Consider the following 23,273-nt stretch of genomic DNA (forward strand, 5'->3'; position numbering starts at 1 on the left):
ATTGCAAGCGTGCAAAAGCCCGCATCCGCACGGAACAGAAACCGGCGGGTGCGGGCGTGCTGCGGCAGAGTTTAGGCGCTGAAGCCGAAGCCGATGTGACGCTTCTCCTCGGTGCCCAACTCAACATAGCTGATCTGCGCACCGGGTATGAAGGTTGTGGCGCCTTTCTCATCGGTAATCTCAAGCGTGGTGCCGTTATGAATAGCGTCGGTCACCTTTGAGCGCACCTTTTCGGCGGTCTCATTGGTGTCGATGCTGATCTCGCGAGAAATGTGGCGGATACCGATTTTGATTTCCATGATGCTCCTTGTAAAACACTTGGCGGGGCGTTTTGTCTTGATGATTAGTGTAACCCGCCGGGGGCGCTCTTCGGGCGGGCGGTATCGCCGATTCGCCGGGGGCTTAGCGGGTTTTACCCTCACGTTCAAGCGGGCATTTGGCCCCGTGCAAACCTCGCGTTAACGGTTGGTGCCCGGCGGCATTGGGGGCGTGCCGGTTTAGTCTTCTTCGACCTCAATACCGTAGAGTGCCTCCAGCCCGGCCACGTACTCATCGGTGCGCCCCTGGGCGGCCATCTGCTTGGCCCGGATGGTGGGGGTGTGCAGCAGGGATTTGACCATGCGGCGCATTGCCAGTTCCAGCTGTTCGGCGGCGGCACCACACCCAAACTGGTTGCGCACCTTTTCAAGCTCGGTGTCGAGCACGCTCATGGTGTGCCCGCGTAAAGCAACAATAGCCGCATCAATATTGCGGGTTTTCTGGCGGGCGGCAAACGCCTGCATCTCCGATTCGACAATGCGCTGGGCGGTTTCGACGGCCTCTTCAGTTTCTTCGGGGGCGGCCATCCGCACCGACTCTAGGGTGATAAGCTCCACCTCGGGCAGGTCCGCCACTGCGGGGTCGAAATCGCGAGAGAGCGCCAAATCAAGGATGGTGTGCCGACCGGGGGGAATGTCGGAGGGCGGCAGCGGGGCGGCCCCGCCGGAACAGCCGATAATCACATCCGCCTCGGCCATTGCCTGCCATGAGTGCCCCTGCGGTACCGCGTGCACATCGCGTTTGGCGGCAAACTGCTGGGCACGGCCTGAGCGGGAATTCACCCAAATATCTTCGCATCCGCGTTCCCGCAGGGCTGCAATGGTGGCACCCGCATAGGCGCCCGTACCGAAGATGAGTGCCCGCCGGTTAGCCCAGTCTTTTTCAGCCACAGTATCGGCCAAATCAAGGGCGACCGCCACAATAGAACGCCCCTGCGACCCGATGGTGGTGTGCTGGCCTACCTGACGGGCGGTGTGTGCGGCGTGCTCAAAGAGCTGCACCAGCTCACCCGGCACGGGGCTGGCCTGCTGGGCGGTGGCGAGCGCCCGCCGTACCTGCCCGGCAATTTCTCGTTCACCAACTACCGCCGATTCCAGGCCCGAGGCCACGGTGAAAAGGTGCTCGGCGGATTCGAGGTCGCTGTACACCTCAAAGCTGCTGCTGACGATCTCTTGGGCGAGTCCGGCTTGGGTGGCGATATGAGCGAATATCAGCTCGCTCACGGGGGGCAGATGCTTGGGAACCGTCAGTTTTATGTACACTTCGAGGCGGTTGCAGGTTGCCAGCACCACGGACCCTTCAACCCCCAGCTGCTGGGCGGTGTCGCTTTTGAGTGTTTCGGGTACGCCGGAGGCACCGTTGCTCAGTAATGCGACGGTGGTCAGGTCGATTATCCGGTGGGAGGCCACAAAGGCGTAAATAGTCACTAGGAACTAATCATAAACACTTTGTGGGCGAGTGTGTAAAACTCGTGAGGTGACTAGTCGCCGAATGTGAGAATGAGTGGGTTTTTATCGCCCGGTGTGGGTTTCGGCGGTGTGTATTAGGGTGCAGAAAACACGAAGCCCGTTCTTTGCTGAGGTAGCTTCTCCCTTGTAAATACTAAGGTATGCCTATGTGTCTAGTACGGGGTGTAAAACATGTCGGAATGTGACAATGTGTCGTAAAAACACACGTCCAAAACCTGGCACACTGGGATATATGACCAAAACCAGCCCTGTACCCTGCCCGCCGCATCCGGCGGAGCGCCAGCGTGATTTGCTGACCGAGGCGCAGCTGTCGCGCCTGAGTGCATCCCACCCGCTGCGTGCCGCCCAAACCGCCGATTCGCCGATGCTGCAGGCGCTCACCGGGCGCGCATCTGAGCATCGCCCGGTCTGGTTTATGCGCCAGGCGGGGCGTTCGTTGCCCGAGTACCGCAAGGCGCGCGAGGGAATTCCCATGCTGGACGCCTGCTTGACCCCCGAACTTGCCGCCGAGATTACCGTGCAGCCGGTGCGCCGTCACAACGTCGATGCCGGTATTTTCTTCTCGGATATCGTTATCCCCATGAAGCTTGCGGGCGTGAATGTCGATATTGTGCCCGGCCGCGGCCCTGTACTTGAGAATCCTGTGCGCACGCTTGATGAAGTGCATGCCCTGCCGGAGCTGACCGATGCGGCACTCGACCCTATTCGTGAGGCGGTCGCGGCAACCGTCGAGATGCTCGGTTCCACCCCGCTTATTGGTTTTGCGGGTGCACCGTTCACCGTTGCCGCCTATATGGTTGAGGGCGGCCCCTCCCGCGATCACCTGCGCCCCCGCACCATGATGCACGCCGACCCCGTTGCTTGGCGCGAGTTGGCGCAGTGGGCCGCGCGCACCGCCGGGCAGTTTCTGCGGGCCCAGATTGAGGCGGGTGCATCCGCCGTGCAGCTCTTCGACTCCTGGGCGGGCTCGTTGGGCGAAGCAGACTACCGCCGGTACGTGCAGGAACACTCCGCCGCCGCCCTGGGTATGGTTGAGGAATTTGGGGTGCCGCGCATCCACTTTGGTACCGGAACCGCCGAGCTGCTGCCCGCCATGCATGAGGCCGGTGCCGATGTGATTGGGGTGGACTACCGCCTGCCTCTTGATGAGGCAAACCGCAGGCTCAACGGTGCGGTGCCGCTTCAGGGGAATATCGATCCCGCGCTTCTGTCTGCTGGGCGTGAGGCCCTGTACGCTCACGCGGATGAGGTACTCGCCGCCGGGGCGAGCGCCCCCGCCCATATTGTGAACCTGGGGCACGGGGTGCCGCCCACAACGGACCCGCAGGTACTCACCGATCTGGTGGCATATATTCACGAACACCCCACCAACTCACTACACTAGAAACTACACACTAGGAAAGCACCGCAATAATAACGAGGAACAGTACGATATGGGTCTACACAGGGCAGCACACCCGCACATAGGAAAGAACGCACCCACCGCGATCGTGGTGGGCGGCGGTGTCTCCGGGCTGTTAGCTGCCCGGGAGCTCGCCGCAGCCGGGGTGCGCGTGACCCTCCTCGAACAAAAAGACCATCTGGGCGGTGCCGTCGGTGCGCACGAAGTTGGGGGGCTGCTGCTGGATTCCGGTGCGGAATCCTACGCCACCCGCTCACCCATCGTTTCGGAGCTTGTTAAAGAGCTGGGCCTTGGGGAGCATATTGTCACCCCCAACCCGCACGGCTCGTGGCTGTACCTGCCTTTCGGGGCGCGTAAAACCCCGAACACCGGGATTATGGGTATTCCGGGCAACCTGGATGATAAAACCCTGCTCGGGGTGCTCGGCCGGGCGGGGCTGCGCCGCGCCAAACTTGATAAGACCCTACCGGCCTCTGTAGGTGCTAAAGCAAAAACTCTTGGCGAGCTGGTGCGCGCCCGTATGGGCAATAAGGTGCTGAAAAACCTGGTGGCCCCGGTGGTTTCGGGTGTGTATTCGGCGCACCCCGACCAGCTGGATGCGGACGCCACCATCCCCGGGCTACGCGAAGGGCTGAAAAAACATAAGTCCCTTGCTGCCGCCTCCGCAGCGCTGAGGTCGCAGGCCCCGGCCGGTTCCCAGGTGGCTAGCCTATCCGGGGGCTTGAACCAGCTCTCTGAGAAGCTGGTGGAAGACCTGTACACCAAATGTGCGCGTATTATTGCGGGGTTCGATGTGATCGCCATTGACCGTGACAGCGTCACGGGGGAGTGGTTCGTGATTCAGCGGCACACCGTCGACGGGGAGATTCAGGCCACCCTACGCGCCGACTATTTGGTGCTCGCCACCGACGGGCCCACCACTGCGCGCCTGCTGGGTTCACACATTAAAACTTCGCTGCCCACCCTGGAACCTGGACCCGAGGTTGCGCTCGTGACCCTTGTGGTGGAGCAACCCGCCTTGAACGCGCACCCGCGCGGCACCGGCATGCTGGTCTCCGAGGAGGTCACAAATGTGCGCGCTAAGGCACTTACCCATGTGAGCGCGAAATGGCCGTGGGTCGCCGAGGCCGTCGGGAAAGACAAGCACGTGGTGCGTCTTTCGTACGGTCGCGGCGGAGAGAACGCGAGCATTAGCGATGTGGCGCTTGCCGACGAGCAGCTCATCACCCTGGCGCTTCACGACGCCGCGAAACTGCTGGACGTTCCCATCACCGCCCATGAGCTGCTGGATGCGGACGTGGTGCGCTGGAGCAACGTATTACCGCGCACCGCCCCGGGCCACCGGGATAAGGTGAAAACATTCCGGGAACTCACGGCGCAGCTGGAGACGGTGTGCGTGGTGGGAACCTGGGCTGCCGGGTCCGGGCTGGTCTCAACGGTGCGTGACACCCGCGAGCAGGTGGAACAGTTCCTCAAACGAAACACCCCGCAGGCCGACGGCGCCAAAAGCGGCGAAGAAGCAGCCGGGTAGCACCCCAGGCGGCCCCGTGCCCGCCCACCAAACAATAACAGCATAGGCGCCCCGGCGAGGATGGGGAACGCCGCACAATCAAGAACGCAGGTAGGGCGGGAAACCGCCGCACGAAAGGAAGAATAATGTCACAGGAATCCCACCACGACGCACATTCGCACGGCGCGCCCGCTGGCGGCTCCCACGCCCATGGCGGGCACGGGCCTCACGGGGCGTACGGTGACCGGCCTGCACACGGGTACGGCAGCCAGCAGCACTCGCCCGCAGAAGAAAATAAACGCGGCCGCGAGAACGGCGAGAAGCTCTTCTACACGCTCTACACTGTGTTTGCCCGTGACGGGGTGCGCCCGGAAGGGGCCTCCAGCCCCGCCGCCATCGCAGAGTTCGAGGAACTCACCCAGGAACTCGCCAACGACGGGGTGACCGTGCGCGGCCTCTACGACGTGTCCGCCATGCGCAACAACGCCGATGTGATGGTCTGGACCCACGGCTCAGCCCCCGAAAAGCTGCAGGAGGCTGTGCGTAAGATCCGCCGCACCGCCCTGTTCGGGGCCACCACCATCGTGTGGTCCACCATGGGTGTGCACCGCGACGCCGAGTTCACCCGCAACCACGCCCCCGCCTACTCGCGGGGTAAAGCACCCGAGGCGTGGGTGTGCGTGTACCCGTTCGTGCGCTCGTACGACTGGTACTACATGAACCCGCAGCGCCGCGCCGAAATGCTCAAAAACCACGGGATGAAAGCTATCGATTTCCCGCAGGTGCTCGCCAACACTGTGGCCACCTTCGGCTTGAACGACTACGAGTGGGTGCTTGCCCTTGAAGCCCCCGAACTGGTGGACCTGGTCGATATGATGCGCCACTTCCGCAACACTGAGGCGCGTCTGTATGTGCGTGAGGAAATTCCCTTCTACACCGGGCGCCGTATCCCAGCTGCCGACGTTGCTGAGGTGCTCGCGTGAATCAACCGGTAACGAACCATGCAGCCCGCCCGGGTGCTGGCGGCAGCGGTGTGTGCAGCGGCTGCTGCGGCTCGGTGCCCAATAATATCCGCCCGAACGTGACCGACCCGCACAATACCGCCTCCAACGGCCCCGCGGTACTGAACGAGGACACAATCGGCAGCTACCGCGGCGAGTGCGGCATCACCCGTTCCCGCGCGGCTGCCCCCGCCCCGTATGATCTGGTGATTCTCTCATCGTTCGGCGGCCCCGAGGGGCAGGACGATGTGATTCCCTTCCTGCGTAATGTCACGGCGGGCCGCGGGATTCCCGATGAGCGTCTTGAAGAGGTCGCCACCCACTACCGTGCTAACGGCGGTGTCTCTCCCATTAACGAGCAGAACCGTGCTTTGCTGGCCGCCCTGAAACAGGCCCTGGCCGAACGCGGCCCGCGCATCCCCATCGTGTGGGCGAACCGCAACTGGGACCCCTACGTCAGTGACGTGCTGCAGCAGGCGTATGAGGAAGGGCACCGCAATATTCTGGTGCTTGCCACCAGCGCCTACCCCGGCTACTCCAGCTGCCGCCAATACCGTGAAGACTACGGGGTGGCGCTTCAAAAACTGGGGCTTCACGGTCAGATGCGCGTCGATAAGATCCGCCAATTCTTCGACACCCCCGGGTTTGTGCAGGCCTTCGCCGACGGCCTGCAGGACGGGCTGAAGCAGGTGCAGGAGCAGGTGGCTGCACGGCGTGCTGACGGTACCGCCGCTGCAGGGAATGGGCGGATCCGCATTATGTTCTGCACCCACTCGGTGCCGACCTCCGCCGCGAATGAGGCAGGCCCGCGCGGTATCGACTATGAGGGCGGATCCGCGTATGTTGAGAAGCACCTGCAGGTGGCCCGCGCCGTCCTCGCGCGAGTGCAGGAGCATCATGAGAGCCTGCTGGATAATACCGACTGGGAGCTGGTGTACCAGTCACGCTCCGGCCCGCCGTCCATGCCGTGGCTTGAACCCGACGTGAACGACGCGATTGAGAAAGCCGCCGGTGATATAGACGGTATTGTTCTGGTGCCGCTGGGTTTCGTCTCTGACCATATGGAAGTCAAATGGGACCTTGACACCGAGGCACTGGATACCTGCGCCGAGCACGGGATCGCGGCGGTACGCACCCCCACCCCCGGCACGCACCCGGCGTACGTTGAATCGTTACGCCGCCTGATTGCCGAACGCGTCGCAGCCAACCCACACACCGGGCTGGATCATGAGGCGGCCCGCACCCGGGAGAGCGTGTGCGAGGAATCAGTGACCGGCGAACGCGGCTGGTTCGACGAATGCGACCCCGACTGCTGCAAACCCGCGCGGGGCGCCGCGAAACCGGTTATCGCCGAATACTCCGGCGGCACGAACCCGTAGCTGATGCTTCAGGCGGGTGCCGCCCAGGAGATAGGAACCATAGAACCGGCACCACCCGCGTACCCCGAAACCCCACGCCGTGACCCCACCACTAATACCCTCAAGGAGAACCATGAGCGAGACCTACCTGCTGGGCACACGCGGGTCGGCGTTAGCCCTCACCCAGAGCACCCTCGCCGCCGAACACGTCACCGCCGCCTCCCACGCTCATGAGGGCACCACCGGTGTGGAATTTGAGCTGGTCACCGTCAAAACTGAGGGGGATACGCTCGCCGGCCCGCTCGCAACCCTGGGCGGCACCGGCGTGTTCGCTGCGGCCCTGCGTCAGCGCCTGCTGGCGGGCAATAACGGGGAAGGCGTCGATATGGCGGTGCACTCCCTGAAAGACCTGCCCTCTGCCCCATGCCCCGGGCTGGTGGTCGCGGCAACCCTCGAACGCGAAGACCCGCGCGATGCGCTTGTTGCGCGTGATCAGCTGACTCTTGATACCCTCCCCACCGGCGCCCGCGTCGGCACCGGGTCGCCGCGCCGTGCAGCGCAGCTGCGGCTGCTGCGCCCCGACCTTGAAATCGTTGATATCCGCGGTAATGTGGGCACCCGCATCGCCCGTGTGAAAGGGCTCGAAGAGCACGGTGCCCGGCAGGTGATGGTGCAGGGCTCGGCTGAAACCGACCGGCAGGCGCACACCGGGGTGGGGGCCGAAACCACCGGTGACTGTGACGCCGTGGTGCTGGCTGTGTCGGGCCTCAAACGCCTGAACAAAGAGGACGTTATTACCGAGTACCTTGACCCTACCCGCATGCTCCCAGCCCCAGGGCAGGGCGCGCTCGCCCTTGAGGTGCGTGAGAGCGAATTCGCCAACCCGGATATTGCCTCCCTGACGGAGACCGAAATTTCCCGGCCGGTGCGTTCTTTGGGGGCCGCACTGATTGCCGCCGACCATTTTGAGACCCGGCTGGCGGTCACTGCGGAGCGTGCTCTGCTGCGCCGCCTAGAAGCCGGATGCGCCGCCCCCATCGGCGCCTATGCGCACGTAATAGAGGGCGATTTGGTACTCACCGCCATAGTCGCAGACCCCAGGGGCACCGAGTGCATCCGCCACTCTGCTGCGACCGTGGAGCTGGACATACCCGGTGCCGAAAGGCTGGGGGTGCACGTGGCTGAAGATATGCTGCAGATGGGTGCAGCCGCACTTGCCGGGCTTGAGGTGTCCTAGTGGGCGCCGCGCGCGTTCTGCTCACCCGCACAGCAGCTAAAGGCACCGGGTTCGCGCGGGCGCTGAGTGAGCTTGCCCGGCAGCGGGGTGAGCCCGCCCCGAACGTGCTGTATGCGCCGGTGCATGTGCCGCGCACCGTGGCGTACACCCCCGAGCTGAGCGCGGCCCTTCAAGCGACCGCCGCCGATCAGGTGGCGTGGGTGACGTTCACAAGCGCCAATGCGGTGCGTGCCTGCACCGAGCTGTGGGGAGAGCATTTCGCGCATGTGCTTAATGCCGCCGATGCGCGCCTGGCGTGCGTGGGTAAGGCGACCGCAGCGGAACTGGAACGGTGCGGGATAGAGCCGGACTATATACCGCACACCCAGAGCGCCATGGGGATGCTTGCCGGTTTCCCCGCCAGTGATCGTCAGCAGGACGAGCCTGACACCGTGTGGGTGGTTGAGGGCCAGAACGCCCGGCCTACCCTGCGTGAGGGGCTGGGGGCGTTGGGCTTTCGGGTGATGCGCACCGTGGTGTACCGTATGGAGCCTGCGGCCGAGGCTGACCTCGCCCCCGGTGAGCTTGGGTGTGACGCAGCCCGGGAAGCCCTCAGCCGTGAGACATCTGCTGGCCAGCCAGTAACGGATGCCGTGGTCGCTACCGCCCCGTCGCTGCTTCAGGCGCTCGCCGAGGGGGTGCCGACCGACAGGTTCCCGCCGGTGGTGGCTATTGGGCAGAGCACCGCATCTGCTGCGCGTTCTTTGGGGGTGCCGTATGTGGTGGCGGATTCCCCGTCTGCGCAGGATTTGGCGTCCGCCGCGTTTTCGGTGGTGAGCGCGGGTGCTTAACGGGTGGGATGAGCAGCTGGCGCAGTGTTGTCAGCGCCGCACGGATAAAATAACGCTGCCCGGCAAACTACCCGCCGGGCTGGACGGTGCGTACCTGCGGTTTTTAGCGCAGTACCGTGGTGGGGAGATAACCGCCGACTGCTGTCTTTACGGGTATGAGCAGGCCCTGGAGCATCACCGTTACCTGGAGCGGGAGCACCCCGAGTTCAGCCGCACGGTGTGGCCTGTGGGCAGCGCCGGTAATGGCGATGAGTGGTTTTTCGCCCGCGACAGTAACACCATCCTGTACTACGACCACGATGCGGGCCAGTACGATGCGCAGCATGTGGAGGATATGCGCATTAGCTTTACGGAGTTTGTGGAACTGCATTTTCTGTACAGAGAACTTGAAGATTACCTGGATCGGCGCGGGTCGCTCACCGATACGCAGAGGCAAGATTTTGTACGCTCCGTGAACGCTATACGGGATGGCCTGTTTGAGGATTACCCGTTCGCCCCACCCGAGTAACCCCAGCCGCACCCGCCACCGAATCAGCTACTGAAAGGACACACCTCATGAACCTGACCCGACGACCCCGCCGACTGCGCACCACCGCCGCGATGCGCGCCCTCACCGCCGAGACCGCGCTGCGTCCCGAGCAGCTGATCCAGGTGTTTTTCGTGCGCGACGGCATGAGCGAACCACAGCCGATTTCCTCAATGCCCGGGCAGTACCAGCACACGCTAGAGTCCCTAATTCCTGCTGTGCGCCAGGCTGCGGAGGCGGGCATTAAATGCATCGACCTCTTCGGGGTTCCGCTGGATGATGATAAGGACGAGGTAGGTTCGGCGGCCTGGGATGAGAACGGTATTTTGAACCGCGCTATCGCTGCCTGCCGTGCCGAGTTTGGCGACGAGATCGTTATTATGGCCGATACCTGCCTGGACGAGTTCACCTCTCACGGGCACTGCGGCGTGCTTGTCGATGATGGTTACGGCACCATGATTGTCGATAACGACGCAACCGTGGAACTGTACTGCAAGATGGCAGTGTCTCAGGCACGCGCCGGGGCACACACGGTGTCCCCGTCGGGCATGATGGACGGGCAGATTGCCGCCATGCGCGCCGCACTGGATACGGCCGGGTTCCAGAACGTCTCTATTATGGCGTATTCGGCGAAGTATGCCTCAGCGTTCTTTGGTCCGTTCCGCGATGCGGTGGAGTCTAGCTTTACCGGGAACCGCAAAACGTATCAGCAGGATCCGGCGAACCGCCGCGAATCTCTCCTGGAGGTGCAGGCCGATATTGACGAGGGCGCCGATATGGTGATGGTCAAGCCTGCCGGAAGTTACCTCGATATTGTGCGTGAGGTCGCCGAATTTTCACCTGTGCCGGTGGCGGCGTACCAGGTGTCGGGGGAGTACGCCATGATTGAAGCCGCCGCGGCAAACGGCTGGATTGACCGCCGTGCCGTGGCGTTGGAGGCGCTGCGTTCGATTCACCGCGCGGGCGCGGACATGATTCTCACCTACTATGCAGCCGAAGCCGCCCGCTGGCTGCGTGAAGACTAACCCTAGGGATACTTTATTGGGGAGTAAACCGGGCAAGGACCATGCGGGTACCAGACGGCAAGTTCCTGAGGGCACTGTTGATACCTCGCGGCGACCAGGAACGCGCATCCAATGAACCATCAGAATTAGGGGAGTGTGGTAGCTCAAGACGGTAGCAGGAACGATCCGCGAGCCGCCGGATAAACTCGCTTATCTGCTGATGCCACACTTCCCGGCTCTCAGGTGAATTATTCTCTTTGCCCCAGCCGCAAACAATCGGCGCATATGGGAACTCGGCAAGTACCGTCTCTAATTCGGCAACCGCGTGCCGGTCTAGGGAATACTCTATATTGCGCGAATTTGGTTCTACGAAGGTGAATAGATTAATAATTAGCACTGTGCGGGCGTGCAGTAATGGTGCAGAATGTACGGGGTCGAGGAAGTGACAGGTTCCCAGCATAGCCTGAGTTAGAGCTTTTACCGTAGGATCGGAGACCCGAAGGCTTCCGGCTAAACTTGGGTTTAGCCCAATGAAAATAACGGGTTTACCGGTTCCATGAGTGTTGTCGATTCTATAGCGGTACCTGTGGAATTTTTCTATAAGCATCTCAGAACTCCAGGTAATACCGTCTGCTAAGCTGCCCTGGCGCGACAATCTGGGTATATCCAACAAATTCCTCTTTATCTCATCAACCTACAGTGAGGGTTATTCATTAGGGAATACAGCCCACTCATGGAAAATAACGGTTCCTGCGGTGGTAAAGATACCATCAACCGCCGATCACACCCGCAGAAGAATATTCAAAGATGGGTTCTCCATAAAACGTGAGACCAGCATTTCTGCGATGGTATCACGACAATAGAGAACCCATCTTTGCGCCTGCGCGGCAGAGCGAAGAAATCCTAATGTGTCTGCTTGAAGGATGCGCGGTATGCTGCCTCCTGCGCGAATTCACCTGCGGGTTTATGGCCTTTGGTGGTGCAGATAATACGGCCATCGTTGTGGTATTGCAGCAGCTGCTCGCGGTCGGCTGGGGAGTTCATATCAGCCCAGCGTTCCTGCTCGATACGGAACGCGATCTGCCGGATAAGGTAGCGGACTCCCGGGTCAGACAGTGACGTGGAGAAAGGGGCGCTTTTGCCGGGTATTTTGACCTCAATACGCCATTTGGAAGGATCTTGCATATCGGGGTGAATGGCGTCGGGGTCGGTGGGGATGATCCGGAAGAACTCAAGCTGCTGGTAGTAGAGAATTTTCGCCGAACCGAAGACCCTGCTGATGAGGATCTGATCCGGCAGGAACACGGTGTAGTGGCGGTAATGCCAGAACACCCCAATAGCGCCGAGTACTGTGGCCAGGGTGAGCAGCACCGCCATGTCGCCCACGTAGAGGGGGCCCGCATCGAAGAGCGATGCGAGGAAACCGAAAGCCGCCAGCAGGTAAAGCCCCCAGGTGACCCAGGCGAAGACTGATACGCCGTAGATAATACCGGCTGACTGCATCTGCTCGGAGCCGCGGAAGAGGTTGCCGAGCTTACCCAGAGTTGCCCGGTAGATGGGCGGCATACCGTAGTCGCGGTCCCAAATATTTAGCCCGCGTGCTATACGGTAGCGCCGCCGCCCGAAGTAAGCACCTAAGTAGATTAGCGCGAAGGGGAGTATGAATGCGCCGCCGCCAAGACCGTAACTGTAGTAGTAGATGTCCCAGAACAGGTGGAATGTTTGGGCGAGAGCAAACCAGGCGATCACATACCAGAGCATGTGAATAGTTCCGCTCCAGAACCCGCCGTACGCTGGCTTTACTGCTTTCTTTTTGCTGATGTACATGGGATAGGCCACCTCGTTGAGCAGACACAGCCCCAGGTAAACTATCGCAGCGATCAGCCAAATATCTCTCACATCCATATACCCATTTTATGGGATTTTCCTGCTCAGCCAAGGGTATACATTAAGGAATTATGGGGGTGGGCTACAGATTTCCCTTTCTCGGTGGTGAGGGCGCGTTAGGCTTTAGCCGCCGCACGTGCCGCGCCCGGCAGCGCCTCAATGATGCGTTCCATCGCGGTATCGTCGTGCGCTCCGGAGAGGAACCACGCCTCAAAAGCACTCGGGGGAAGGTATACGCCAGCATCAAGCATGGCGTGGAAAAACGCCGTGTATTTGGCGGTGGCAGAACCCTTAATATCAGCGTAGTTGCGCACGCCGTGCTCGCCGGTACCAAAGGCAACCGAGAACAGGTTGCCCGCCGTCTGAATCGAATGATCCACCCCGGCATCGGCCAGTGCCTGCGTCAGCGCAGCCTGTAGCTGTTCCGAACGTGTATCCAGCGTGCGGTAGAGGGTATCATCGGCGAGTTTGAGGGTCGTAATGCCGGATGCCACCGAGAGTGGATTACCCGAGAGCGTGCCCGCCTGATAGACGGGGCCGGTCGGCGCCAGATGCTCCATCACCTCACGTTTACCGGCGAGTGCGGCGATCGGCATACCGCCGCCGATCACTTTACCGAAAGTGAAAATATCAGGAACCCAGCCGTTATCTTCGGGGGCGAATTTACCCCAGTACCCGGCGGACGAGACGCGGAAACCGGTCAGCACCTCATCAAAAATCAACAGGGCATTATTGCTCTGCGTCATTTCGCGCAGGCCGCGGTTAAAGCCTGGTTCGGGAGTCACCACGCCCATATTGCAGGGGGCGGCTTCGGTAATGATGGCGGCAATTTCTCCCGGATGCGCGGCGAAAGCCTCGCGCACGGCGTCAAGATCGTTGTAGGGCAGCACAATAGTTTCGGATGCGGTTGCCGCGGTCACGCCCGCCGAGCCGGGTAGGGCGAGAGTCGCCACGCCGGAGCCTGCTTCAGAGAGCAGCGCATCCACATGCCCGTGATAGCAGCCCGAGAATTTGATGATTTTATCGCGCCCGGTGATGCCGCGTGCCAGGCGAATAGCGGTCATGGTGGCTTCGGTGCCGGTAGATACCATACGTACCTGCTCGATTGCGCCAGGGATCGCAGTGTTGACGCGATCAACCACAAGCTCTGCGAGCTCTGCCTCGGGCGCGGATGCGGCACCGAACGATAACCCGCGTGAGGCAGCCTCTTGAACCGCCGCAACAACCTGCGGATGCGCGTGCCCAAGAATCGCCGGACCCCACGAACAGACAAGGTCTACGTATTCGTTGCCGTCAGCATCATAAATATAGGGGCCGGATGCGCGGGTCACAAAGGCAGGCGTGCCGCCCACGGAGTTGAAAGCACGCACGGGGGAGTTCACCCCGCCGGGAATGACGGAACGGGAGCGTTCAAAAAGCTCTTCGCTGTGCTGGTGTGCCAGGTGGTGTTCGGCTGATACGCTCATGGGTAACCTTTCGTGTGTGGGCGCCTGAAAGTCTCTTATCCCATGATAGGCGGTTATTGGTCACCAGGCATCAGCTGCTGCGCGCCTATAGTAGGGGATCGAAGAGTTGGGCTACCTGAACTTATGGATGTCTTCAGCGCCAATGTGGCCCTCGCCGAGCTCACGGAGAAAGAGGTGTTGGCGTTCGTACTCCTGCAGCAGGTCTTGCTGTTCGGGTGTGCCGTCGGCGCTGGCGGGGAAACACGCCAGGGTGTCTTTCCAGTTAATAACGTTCTCAGCGCAGTTGGCGAAGTAGGCGGAATCTTTCCTGCCAGCGCGCAGCCCACCCAACATGCTGCTGATTGCCGTGAGCATCTCAAGACAGCCCTGTGTCGCCGGTTCGTCATTGAGCGGGGTGTCTTCATCATCCCAGTCGATCCGGTGCAGGGTTTCTTGGGCGGTTTTTGCGTTAATGGGCGGTGAGCCGTACCAGCATTGCGCAACGATCCTCTCGCACACCCGGTAGTTTTCAGCCGAGCCGGTGAGCAGGGTCAGGTGCTTCTGGATCGCGGGTTCTGCCACCAGGGCGTAGCAACACCAGGAGGCAAACCGGCGCCGCGCGTCACAATCTAGGGGTTTAAGGAGGTCTTCCACCTGCTGTATATGTGATTCTATGTCCACGCCGTATCCTCTGGTGCATGCCCGCACTGTGCTGCTTCGCCGCGGGCGGTTTTACCTCATCATATAGCGGTAAATATGCTCAAAGAAATCGTGCGAGACCTCAAAATGCCCGTACCGCAGCTGCTTCGCATAACTCCGCCATTCGGGGTGCTCGCGTGCCACCTCAATCGGGCACGGATGCGGCGCATCCTGCTACTCACGCCACTAAAGGCCGAGCCTTACCTACCATGCTCACCCCGCAGGGGGAGCAGATGCTCGCTCAAGCAACCGGGCGCATCCGCGAGATTGAGCAGCAGATGGTGGGAGGGCTTAGTGATACGCAGCGTCAAGAGCTCTGGGATTTGCTCACCGCCTGCATTGAGGGAATAAAGTAGACACCCCGTATCCTGCGCACTGCCAACATGCTGAATATGGTCTGCGGTATTTGGCGCTAAAGCTACAGAGTAGAAATCCGGTGTATACCCTCATAATGGTGCTAACGTTGAAGTGTAGCTTGAAGACAGGAGGTTCGAGTCTTATGCTCGACGTATTCTTGTGGATACTTGTGATTGCCGGTGGCGTATGCGGTATCGTCGTAACGCACTTGACGTACCTGCTGGTACGCGGGGCGAACGAAAAGAAAAACGCTCCGTTGAGAGTACGGTTTTACTCTTGGGGTAAGGTCGCGCTATTCGAGGTACTCATTGGCGTTGTTGTAGCTGGTGTATCTAGTGGTTTCATAGCGATCTCAAGCTCCTTAAAGAAGTCAGATCCTCTCTGGACGGTTCTGCCGTACGTGTTTCTTGTGATGTTTTTTAGCGCTTTTGCCGTGTCTATATGGCGTATGACCGTCCCTTACTATGAGTTCACCCCTTCCGCTCTTATTGTGCGCACCACAGGATCGGGTGTTCGCTCACTTGAGCTGTCACAGATTAGCGGATACCAGTATTACCCGTACCGTGCTAATAGAGATGGCGGCGGCAGCGACTACCTGGAAATATATGATGCTAAGGGCAGCGTGTTCTATAAGATTTCCGTTTTGCGTCAAAACGCTCCTAACGTTCTGGGCGCCCGCATCGTGTTTCGTGCTCAACATGGGCGCTGGGCCCGTGAGGATGACCCGCGTGATCAGCAGATTCTCGCTCAACTGACGCACCGAGAAACAGTTAAATATCTGATGCAGCACATGGTGCGTGACGATTTTCTAACACTTAAGGGCGCATAGCCCCGAAGCTATGACCGCGTGAAGGCAGCAGACAGTTATACAACTTTCTTCAGAGAGGGCGGGAAGAACTTTGCTGGAAGCATTAGGACACTACAACTATTTGGGTACAGGTATTCTTACAGCCATTATCGTGCTGCACTTTGTGTACCTTCTAATCCGTAACCAGCGTGAGAAGACTACAGCACCGTGGCGGGCACGCACACCCTTGTGGCTGTGCGCCATTATCGAAGCGGTACTTTGGGTCATCGGCAGCTTCATTGTGGGGGTGGGCCTGATGATAATGGACCCCACTAAGAGGATCGGCACCGGGGTAACCATGATAGGTTTTATCCCCATAGGCTTTGTGGCGTTAGTTACACTGATCACGCTATGGGCGCTGACCATCCCTTACCACGAAATAACCTCTAACGCGGTGGTGGTGCGTAATTTCTTTGGGTTCAAACAATCACTTGAACTTTCCGAAATCGGCGGGTACCTATACACCCGTACTCTGCGTAGCAGCCACTCAGATAATGGCACCACCCGCTATCACCTTGAGGATCGCCTTGAGATACAAACCAAAGAAGGTAAGAGGTTTATGGGGGTACGCATCTACCGTTCCCCAACCAAGAATTACTTGGGTCCCCTGATGATGGTGCGTGCTGAGGAAGGGCGCTGGCTTGACGTGAAGAACCCCATGGACCGGCAGCTGATGAAGCATATGACGCGCCGAGGAACCCTCGAATACCTGCTGGAAAACAGCTACCGTGGCGATTTTTAAGGCGGCACGCACAGGAACGGGTGCAGTCTGATTCGCCGGTGCACATGCGTTAAACGAGAAGGGGATAGGGAGCATGAGTGTTCTATTGAGTTATGCGGTAGTGGGTGTAATACCCATTTTTGTGGCGCTGCACCTGAGCTATGTGCGTCGGCGGGCCGCCCAAGAGAAGACGCAGACACCACGGCGGGGCCGGTATCCGATGTGGGTTTTCGTGGCCTTCGACGTGGTCGGCGGGGTTATCTGCTGCGCTGTGGCTGTTACCGGGGCGGTGCTTATATCGTCTTCTGCGGGCTCACACCAGATAATGATGCTGATTCTGTGGGGCGGCGGCACCTGCCTGGTTCTTCTTGCGTACGCTTTGGGGGTTTGGGGTATCACGGTCACATACGTTGAGATGCTCCCTGATGCTTTGGCGGCTCGCGGTTTCTTTGGCGGTACCCGTATCATCGCTTTTGAGCAGATCGGCGGCTATATTTACGACCCCATGTACCGTGATGTGGTAAGCGTAGAGGAAGACCGAAGGAATCTGCACATGAGGCGGTGGCATAGCTACAGTGTTGTACACCGGGATAAGCTGCAGGTTATGGATAAGGAAGGCAACGTGGCGTTTGCAACCCGGGTGGCGGGGACACCGCTGCCGCACTATGCCGGGCAGTGCATTATGTTTCAGGGGGTGCAGGGCCGGTGGCCGCAGCCGGGTGCCGATGACGATGAGCGGCTGCTGAGTGATTACACGAAGGATAGGGTCGCCGGGTATCTGCACGCCCACCGGTGGCGCACCGACCTGTAGCCCCCGCACAATCAATCCATAAAATATATGTGCCGCGCCCCCACCTGAGGGGGCGCGGCACATATGTGTAGGTTCAGTCTGAACGGTGGCTTTTAGAGGGTCAGATCACTTCCTTTAGAGTTCTCGATCAGGTACTGTTTGCTGGATCCGTCAGCTATTGTATTCACGAGAATCTGCTGGTCGTGCGGGTTAGTGGGGCTGGGCCAGCGCCCATAATATAGCCGGAACGCTATCGCTGCGATGGTGCGCTCACCCCGGTAGTAGTTCGGCTGGAACGCGATACGCCTATTATCGGTGGTTTTGAGGGAGAGCCACCCACCGAGCTTCCCCCTGCTCATTGTCAGCTGGGTGTTCCCGGGGTTGTATGAGAAGGAATCGATCTCATTAAAGTGGATGCGCACGGGCACCCCCACCCACAGGCGCTGCTCAACATAGTCGACACCGGTTTGAATGTACACGTTTTTCCAGGCCAGCAGGATAATGCCGCCCATAATAAAGAACAACAGCGCGAACAGGACGGTTATAATCAGTTGACCGATGGACGAAAGATAAGCAGGGACAGCGAACGCCATAAACAGCAGCCCCAGAAAAATGCTGGTGAACCCCGGCAGCGCATGCATCCAGTACATGCGCACCCGCACCGTACCGTCTGGGGTAGTGGGTGCCTGCGCGGCATGCCGAACCAGTATGGGGTGTAAGAAAGCGCGAATAAAATATAAATTCATGGGTTTAGTGTATTCCTGAACCTGAAGGATTCACTGGGAGAACCCTGAAAGCACCCTGCCTAAAGGTATGGCCGCCCCGAATGAAAGCATCCGCAGGGGGGAGAGAAGAGGGGAGAATAGTCATAAAAAGTAAACGAAACGGCAGGCCATGAATATTGCGGTTAAAAGCACGACAGAGCAGCGCGCAGGTTACGTTTTTGCGAGCCTCACCGTTCATCTGGCGGGAATGACTCTTGGCGATAAGAATGCTGAAGACCTATGCGGTACGGTAACAGCGGGGCTGCAGACGGTCACCCATAATATTCGCGGCCTCATCCGCGACCCCCACGCCACACTGCGCTGGGAGCAGGCGAAGAAACACCCCCTGGAGGAGTACACCGGCACAGTTCACGACCTGCTGCCAAGAGGAACCAACATATTCGACGGCGATACTCTGCTCGTCTTCCGTGACGGCACCACATTCACAGCCCTGTGCGAGCCTTACAATCATCCGGCGCAGGTTCTTTCTCATTTCCCGCTGGAAACATATGTGGAACGCATAATAGAAGCGGAACGAGCTCTCAGCAGCAGGTAAAGCATACACTACCCGGTAAGAACACGGACCCGCGGTTCCCGGAAAAAATACTCCAACCATGCGGAAGACTCTGCGCTGAAACCCTTGAGCACCAGGGTGCTGTTGTGGGTGTAGCACTCTAAAATATTCTCAAAAGCCTCCATGGTGCCCTCCGGGATGTTCCGAATAGTGGGGGAGACGTATGGGTGGGCACTGGTGCACCCCGCTACGTAGCAACAATACATTCCCCTATTTTTCTTGGGCCATCCAAAAAGTCAAATTTAAAACCATCTACCAGTAAATAATGCGGTGCAGTATCAGCTAAAAAATAAACTTCATTAGCGATACACTCGTATCCTTGCTCTATTGGTGGAGTACTGAACTCCAAAACTATAGACCAGATTTGGTCTGGTAAATAGAGTTGTGTATATAAAATATTTCTTGAAGAAAGTTTTCTATGCACGCCGTCAATAATTTTTTTATCCCAAAAAACAAGACACATCATTACACCATTGTAACCCAATATGCCATTACGGCCTGAAATATCTTTACCACTGTACCACCAGGCCCATCGCCATTACAATTCACCGCCTTACTAATATCGCTCAACAGTATTTTGACCCGAAACACTCAGAACACCCTACGCCCTCACTAGTAGACACGCGATCCTACTCGCTTGCAGAGTAAGGGGCTTTTGCTTTATAGTGCGTGTGCAGGGTGAAGTGCGCCCCCTCTATAAAGAGCCTTTTGACTGGAGCAAACACTATGAGTACTAGAATGCAAAATTTAATAGAAAACATGGGAGGAGTCGTAAGGGTTGAAGCAAAACCTTTCGCTCCTTTATCACGAGAAATAATGTCAAAATATCTAGATGTAGATAAGAAAGAGTTTTCTGATTATTTAGACTATTTGACATGTTTCGGAGGAGAAACATATCTGAATGAAATATTCTACAAGTTAACTATGTATAACGATGGGCTGCCAATTTATTGTTATCCCAGTGAATCACCAGTAGAAAATGTTGTAATAAAAAATGGAGAATTTGGTTGTTTTTACGGAGAAGGATCTTCATATCAAACTGGTTATTTATTGAGCAATGCTATAAAAAGAATGGAAAATAGGATTCCTATGAATTTTTTGCCTATCGCTGAAAATAACTATGGAGATAGGATATGCCTGTGCGTAGAAGGGGAAAGAATAGGGAAAATTTATTACTGGTACCATGGAAACGAATGGGATGAAGAAGATTACTGTGATGATTTTGGGGAAACCATGCCCGAAGAAGTAAAAATGCAAAATATGTATTTAATCGGGGAAAATTTGTATGACTGCTTTAAACGCATGGTTCTAGTAGAAGAATAATTTCTATGTTAAATTTAGATTATTTCGGAAATACTTTTTTCTTAAAAAAGCTTTATCCTGAAGGTGTATTTAACTCCATTTATATTAATGAAGTTTTAATTAGTTTAAATGGTGCTAGTGAATTCAATTTCTTTATAAAACAAAAGCCATTGGTTCCCGTTAAAAAATGGGGGGAATGGGAAAAAGATTTTAACGCCCTTTGTGTCAAAACATCAAGTAATGTAAGAGTTAATGAAGTTTCGATTTTAAACCCCGATGCGTTAGGGTATAACAAACTGGATATTTATATTGAAAATTCTTATTTGAATTTTACTTCAAAGAGAGAAAATTCCCATATAAATCTATCGCTGTCTAAAAATGATATATTTATAATTCAGGAGATACACCCTATTTTAAATTTACAGGATAGCGCGTGCATTCCCTGCACAAGAACGCAGCTTTACCAATAAGCTGGAATGGTACGAATGCTGCATCCTTATCCATTTTCCCGGCTGCGCCTGATATGGAACCATTATATGGAAATTTATGAAGAGTAAAAAAGATAGGAGCTAGGTATGGAGCCTCAAGAATTAACTAATGAAGTTCTGCTGGAAAGTATTTTGGAATGTACTCATTTTGTGTCACAGGAAGTTCCTAATTTATTCAAATCTGTAAAAGAATCTTTGCCTCACAGCGACAAAATATTCTTTATGAATTTTGTTGAAGACGAAAATGGAGAAGATGAATATTATGGGTACATTTATGATAAAACAAATACAGCAATATATGAGTATTATTTCCAAGATAGTAAGTCATTGAAAAACAGGAAATTATCTCTTGCTGAAAAAGATATTAGTAAGCTAACCGTAAAAGACATTCTTGAACTGCCTGTACTCCATTTACTGTAGTTACAATTAGCATTGTAAAATACAGCTAATTGGCTCCTCATCGCCCCCACCGACCTTGCGCCTATGAGAGCTGGGAGATGTTTTGCCTCCTACCGCATGTGCTGGTTCATATTTAGCTTCTTTAGTACCTGCGTGTCGTGGTCGATTAGCCAGTTCTTATCAAACAGCAGCCGCACAAACGCCAGCCCCAGCCCCAAAGCCAAAAACGTCAGAAACGACTGGGCAAAACCACCCATCGCCGCATACAAGTCACCGGAAGACATATGCGACATTGCCAGGTAGAACGGCACACCCGGAACCATCGTCACCACCGCAGGCACCGACAGCGAAATCCGAGAGTACTGCCGCCCGTGCAGCGGCGCCACAAGCTCCGCCATAATACCCACCGCGAACACCGCCAAGGTGGCCGCCATATGGGAGGTCCAGCCCGCCTCAACCAGCCAAATACGCGCAGGGTTCGCCACTGCTGCGATCACCCCGCCCCACACGCACGCCACCGGGGACGCCGCGAACAGCATCGCAAAGCCCGCCGCAGCAACCCCCGAAGAAACCACCTGCAACAGCAGGTACAAACCATCCGGGATGTCTGGCCGGGCGTTCTGCGCCAACGGCAGATGAAACAGGGAAGCCAACACCCACACGGCAAACGATGCGCTCACCAGAAGCACCGTCACATACATGAGCCGAGACATACCCGCCAGAAGATCCATCCGCGAAATATCCAGCATACCCGTGACCATCGGGAACCCCGGCACCAGGAACAGTATCGACGAAATGAACCCCACCATGTGTTCAGAACCAATCAGCTGCAGCCCCGTCAGCAGATTAATCAGCCCAATATAGGCGCCCGCCGACAGGAACCCGCACGCCATCCAGATCGCCATATGGCTCACCCCGCGCTTCATGAGGGTGGAACGCAAAAACTGCCCCAACCCGGCGGCAATAAAAACCGCCGAACACTCAATCAGCCCGCCACGGTTCAAAAACGCGAACCCCGCGCACGCCACCGCCGAAGCCAGAGCAAGCATCCACCGTTTATACAGGTGCGGCATCGAATCAATGCGTTCCAGTTCGGCATTCGCCTCCTGCGGGGTGATCCGCTCCGGCAGTTCAGAAATGAAATTGCCCAGCAAATCAATCTTGTGCGAGTTAATGCCCATCGTGCGCTGCTCGGCCACCTCGGTGCGAAAATTCCCGTTCCCGTAGGCGGTGGTGGCGATCTCAGTGAACGTCACCTGGGCGTGGTGCTCATCCAGGCCCACCGCCTTCGCCAAGCGCGCCATTGACGCCTTAATACGGTAGGCACTCGCCCCCGACTTCATGAGGATACGACCCAGCCGCAGCACCACCTGCGACTGCGCCACAATGAACTTATGCTGTTCCCTGGACGACCCTAAATAGATGCTGTACGTGTTGGTATCGGTATACGCCTTATCGTTGTGCTGTTCCATCTGAAGCCTTCAACCAGTGAATCTGCGGGGTGGGGTACGGGTATAAAACCCGGCCTCTTTAGCATAGGCCAAAGAGGCCGCGGCAGGTAGCGATACACCCCGCCGCCGCACGTAATACGCCTTACGTTGACTTACCGGGCGGCCCCGCAGCAGCCAGGGCTACCGGCGCACCGGCCACCGGCCGTCAATCACCTCGTTCTCCTTACCCGGTTTTGTGCGCAGCCACGCCTGAAAATCGGCGGCCTGCTGCGCCGCCCACTGCACCTGCTGCTCGTGCAGGGCAGCGGCATCCACATCAAGCACCGCAGGGAACCTCTCGGTGAGTTTCACCAGCAGCCGTTCGGCGGCTAAGGCATCGTCCTTGGAAGTGTGCGCATTATCCAGCTGCACCTTGTGCTCCACGGCCAGCGTCTCCAGCTTACGGTTGCCGCGCTTACGCGGAATAACGTGCTTATGAATAATGTACGGGTCAAGGATGCACCCGCCGGGCAGCTCCCCGTTGGCAATACTGTACCGTTTCATCTCATGGTGCAGAACCGAGAAATCGTAGGCGGCATTAAACGCGATCACCGGAACCCCGTCAAGGAATAACGAGCCGATAGCCCCCGCCAGCTCCCACACCACCTGCTGCGCTGGCTGCCCGTGCGCCCGCGCATACTCTGTAGTAACCCCGTGCACCGCCGCAGCAGCCTCAGGGATTTCAACCCCCGGGTCAGCCAGCCACTCCCCGGCACGGCGCACCGAGCCGTCAGGGTTCAATAACAGTAACGATGCGGTCACAATGCGCGCGGTCTCAACATCCACGCCCGTGGTCTCAAGGTCGAAAGTGGCTCGGGGGCCGTGTATCCAGCTCATAAATTCGACTATACGTGA

At 57.7% G+C, this 23,273-nt stretch carries 26 protein-coding genes; 16 read left to right on the forward strand and 10 right to left on the reverse strand.

Annotation, left to right across the window (positions count from 1 at the left end):
• Positions 1-71: 71 nt before the first annotated feature.
• Both I6I94_RS09980 and I6I94_RS09985 read right to left on the reverse strand, forming a co-directional pair.
• Positions 72-299, reverse strand: coding sequence for a DUF3107 domain-containing protein (locus I6I94_RS09980; protein WP_128087979.1), 228 nt, complete (start codon positions 297-299; stop codon positions 72-74).
• A 198-nt stretch (positions 300-497) separates the two neighbouring features.
• A complete protein-coding gene (locus I6I94_RS09985; RefSeq protein ID WP_201620661.1) occupies positions 498-1,745 on the reverse strand; it encodes a glutamyl-tRNA reductase in 1,248 nt (415 codons plus the stop codon).
• Between the two features lie 274 nt (positions 1,746-2,019).
• On the opposite strand from I6I94_RS09985, the gene hemE reads away from it, so the two are divergent.
• From hemE to hemB, 8 genes are all read left to right on the forward strand, one after another.
• Positions 2,020-3,171, forward strand: a complete 1,152-nt coding sequence (hemE, locus tag I6I94_RS09990) for a uroporphyrinogen decarboxylase (protein ID WP_128087978.1) — start codon at positions 2,020-2,022, stop codon at positions 3,169-3,171.
• A 49-nt stretch (positions 3,172-3,220) separates the two neighbouring features.
• A complete protein-coding gene (gene hemG, locus I6I94_RS09995; RefSeq protein ID WP_128087977.1) occupies positions 3,221-4,720 on the forward strand; it encodes a protoporphyrinogen oxidase in 1,500 nt (499 codons plus the stop codon).
• A gap of 125 nt (positions 4,721-4,845) precedes the next feature.
• Positions 4,846-5,682, forward strand: a complete 837-nt coding sequence (gene hemQ / locus I6I94_RS10000; protein ID WP_128087976.1) for a hydrogen peroxide-dependent heme synthase — start codon at positions 4,846-4,848, stop codon at positions 5,680-5,682.
• The gene (locus I6I94_RS10005; protein WP_236588857.1) at positions 5,679-7,079 is read left to right on the forward strand and encodes a ferrochelatase; all 1,401 of its coding nucleotides are present in this window, start codon (positions 5,679-5,681) and stop codon (positions 7,077-7,079) included. Before hemQ ends, I6I94_RS10005 begins: the two co-directional genes overlap by 4 nt.
• A gap of 112 nt (positions 7,080-7,191) precedes the next feature.
• A complete protein-coding gene (locus I6I94_RS10010; protein WP_128087975.1) occupies positions 7,192-8,295 on the forward strand; it encodes a hydroxymethylbilane synthase in 1,104 nt (367 codons plus the stop codon).
• A complete protein-coding gene (locus tag I6I94_RS10015) occupies positions 8,295-9,125 on the forward strand; it encodes a uroporphyrinogen-III synthase (protein ID WP_128087974.1) in 831 nt (276 codons plus the stop codon). Before I6I94_RS10010 ends, I6I94_RS10015 begins: the two co-directional genes overlap by 1 nt.
• Positions 9,118-9,633, forward strand: coding sequence for an SMI1/KNR4 family protein (locus I6I94_RS10020; RefSeq protein WP_128087973.1), 516 nt, complete (start codon positions 9,118-9,120; stop codon positions 9,631-9,633). Before I6I94_RS10015 ends, I6I94_RS10020 begins: the two co-directional genes overlap by 8 nt.
• Before the next feature lie 47 nt (positions 9,634-9,680).
• Entirely contained in the window at positions 9,681-10,676 is a 996-nt protein-coding gene (gene hemB / locus I6I94_RS10025) for a porphobilinogen synthase (protein WP_128087972.1), read from the forward strand.
• A gap of 13 nt (positions 10,677-10,689) precedes the next feature.
• On the opposite strand, the gene I6I94_RS11615 is transcribed toward hemB, so the two are convergent.
• From I6I94_RS11615 to I6I94_RS10045, 4 genes are all read right to left on the reverse strand, one after another.
• Positions 10,690-11,052, reverse strand: coding sequence for a hypothetical protein (locus I6I94_RS11615; protein WP_371518383.1), 363 nt, complete (start codon positions 11,050-11,052; stop codon positions 10,690-10,692).
• Positions 11,053-11,558: 506 nt separating this feature from the next.
• Positions 11,559-12,560: a hypothetical protein gene (locus tag I6I94_RS10035; RefSeq protein WP_201620662.1), complete on the reverse strand. Its 1,002-nt coding sequence runs from the start codon at positions 12,558-12,560 to the stop codon at positions 11,559-11,561.
• A gap of 98 nt (positions 12,561-12,658) precedes the next feature.
• Entirely contained in the window at positions 12,659-14,008 is a 1,350-nt protein-coding gene (hemL, locus tag I6I94_RS10040) for a glutamate-1-semialdehyde 2,1-aminomutase (RefSeq protein WP_128087969.1), read from the reverse strand.
• A 111-nt stretch (positions 14,009-14,119) separates the two neighbouring features.
• Positions 14,120-14,668: a cation:proton antiporter gene (locus I6I94_RS10045; RefSeq protein ID WP_128087968.1), complete on the reverse strand. Its 549-nt coding sequence runs from the start codon at positions 14,666-14,668 to the stop codon at positions 14,120-14,122.
• Between the two features lie 155 nt (positions 14,669-14,823).
• Here I6I94_RS10045 and I6I94_RS10050 point away from each other — a divergent pair, with 155 nt between their 5' ends.
• From I6I94_RS10050 to I6I94_RS10065, 4 genes are all read left to right on the forward strand, one after another.
• Positions 14,824-15,042, forward strand: coding sequence for a hypothetical protein (locus I6I94_RS10050; RefSeq protein ID WP_236588859.1), 219 nt, complete (start codon positions 14,824-14,826; stop codon positions 15,040-15,042).
• 143 nt (positions 15,043-15,185) lie between these two features.
• Complete coding sequence (locus I6I94_RS10055; protein WP_128087967.1) at positions 15,186-15,872, forward strand: hypothetical protein; 687 nt, start codon at positions 15,186-15,188, stop codon at positions 15,870-15,872.
• A gap of 70 nt (positions 15,873-15,942) precedes the next feature.
• Positions 15,943-16,632 carry a hypothetical protein gene (locus I6I94_RS10060; protein WP_128087966.1) on the forward strand — a complete coding sequence of 230 codons (690 nt, stop codon included), beginning with the start codon at positions 15,943-15,945 and terminating at the stop codon, positions 16,630-16,632.
• 73 nt (positions 16,633-16,705) lie between these two features.
• Positions 16,706-17,422: a hypothetical protein gene (locus tag I6I94_RS10065; RefSeq protein WP_201620663.1), complete on the forward strand. Its 717-nt coding sequence runs from the start codon at positions 16,706-16,708 to the stop codon at positions 17,420-17,422.
• Between the two features lie 92 nt (positions 17,423-17,514).
• On the opposite strand, the gene I6I94_RS10070 is transcribed toward I6I94_RS10065, so the two are convergent.
• The gene (locus tag I6I94_RS10070; RefSeq protein WP_201620664.1) at positions 17,515-18,147 is read right to left on the reverse strand and encodes a hypothetical protein; all 633 of its coding nucleotides are present in this window, start codon (positions 18,145-18,147) and stop codon (positions 17,515-17,517) included.
• A gap of 148 nt (positions 18,148-18,295) precedes the next feature.
• Between I6I94_RS10070 and I6I94_RS10075 the strand changes: the two genes are divergently transcribed.
• Positions 18,296-18,721 carry a hypothetical protein gene (locus I6I94_RS10075; RefSeq protein WP_126853156.1) on the forward strand — a complete coding sequence of 142 codons (426 nt, stop codon included), beginning with the start codon at positions 18,296-18,298 and terminating at the stop codon, positions 18,719-18,721.
• Between the two features lie 205 nt (positions 18,722-18,926).
• On the opposite strand, the gene I6I94_RS10080 is transcribed toward I6I94_RS10075, so the two are convergent.
• Entirely contained in the window at positions 18,927-19,205 is a 279-nt protein-coding gene (locus tag I6I94_RS10080) for a hypothetical protein (protein ID WP_128087962.1), read from the reverse strand.
• Between the two features lie 260 nt (positions 19,206-19,465).
• On the opposite strand from I6I94_RS10080, the gene I6I94_RS10085 reads away from it, so the two are divergent.
• The 3 genes from I6I94_RS10085 to I6I94_RS10095 all read left to right on the forward strand — a co-directional run bounded on the left by I6I94_RS10085 (position 19,466) and on the right by I6I94_RS10095 (position 20,949).
• Complete coding sequence (locus I6I94_RS10085) at positions 19,466-20,062, forward strand: SMI1/KNR4 family protein (protein ID WP_232018535.1); 597 nt, start codon at positions 19,466-19,468, stop codon at positions 20,060-20,062.
• A gap of 5 nt (positions 20,063-20,067) precedes the next feature.
• Positions 20,068-20,511: a hypothetical protein gene (locus I6I94_RS10090; protein WP_201620665.1), complete on the forward strand. Its 444-nt coding sequence runs from the start codon at positions 20,068-20,070 to the stop codon at positions 20,509-20,511.
• 105 nt (positions 20,512-20,616) lie between these two features.
• Positions 20,617-20,949 (forward strand): hypothetical protein, encoded by a 333-nt coding sequence (locus tag I6I94_RS10095; protein ID WP_128087961.1) that lies wholly within the window; start codon positions 20,617-20,619, stop codon positions 20,947-20,949.
• A gap of 89 nt (positions 20,950-21,038) precedes the next feature.
• Here the strand turns inward: I6I94_RS10095 and I6I94_RS10100 are convergent, their stop codons facing one another.
• Positions 21,039-22,400 carry a threonine/serine exporter family protein gene (locus tag I6I94_RS10100; RefSeq protein WP_126500280.1) on the reverse strand — a complete coding sequence of 454 codons (1,362 nt, stop codon included), beginning with the start codon at positions 22,398-22,400 and terminating at the stop codon, positions 21,039-21,041.
• 159 nt (positions 22,401-22,559) lie between these two features.
• Positions 22,560-23,255, reverse strand: a complete 696-nt coding sequence (locus I6I94_RS10105; protein WP_023134073.1) for an exonuclease domain-containing protein — start codon at positions 23,253-23,255, stop codon at positions 22,560-22,562.
• Positions 23,256-23,273 lie beyond the last annotated feature (18 nt).

This window comes from Rothia aeria, assembly GCF_016726365.1.
GTDB lineage: Bacteria > Actinomycetota > Actinomycetes > Actinomycetales > Micrococcaceae > Rothia > Rothia aeria.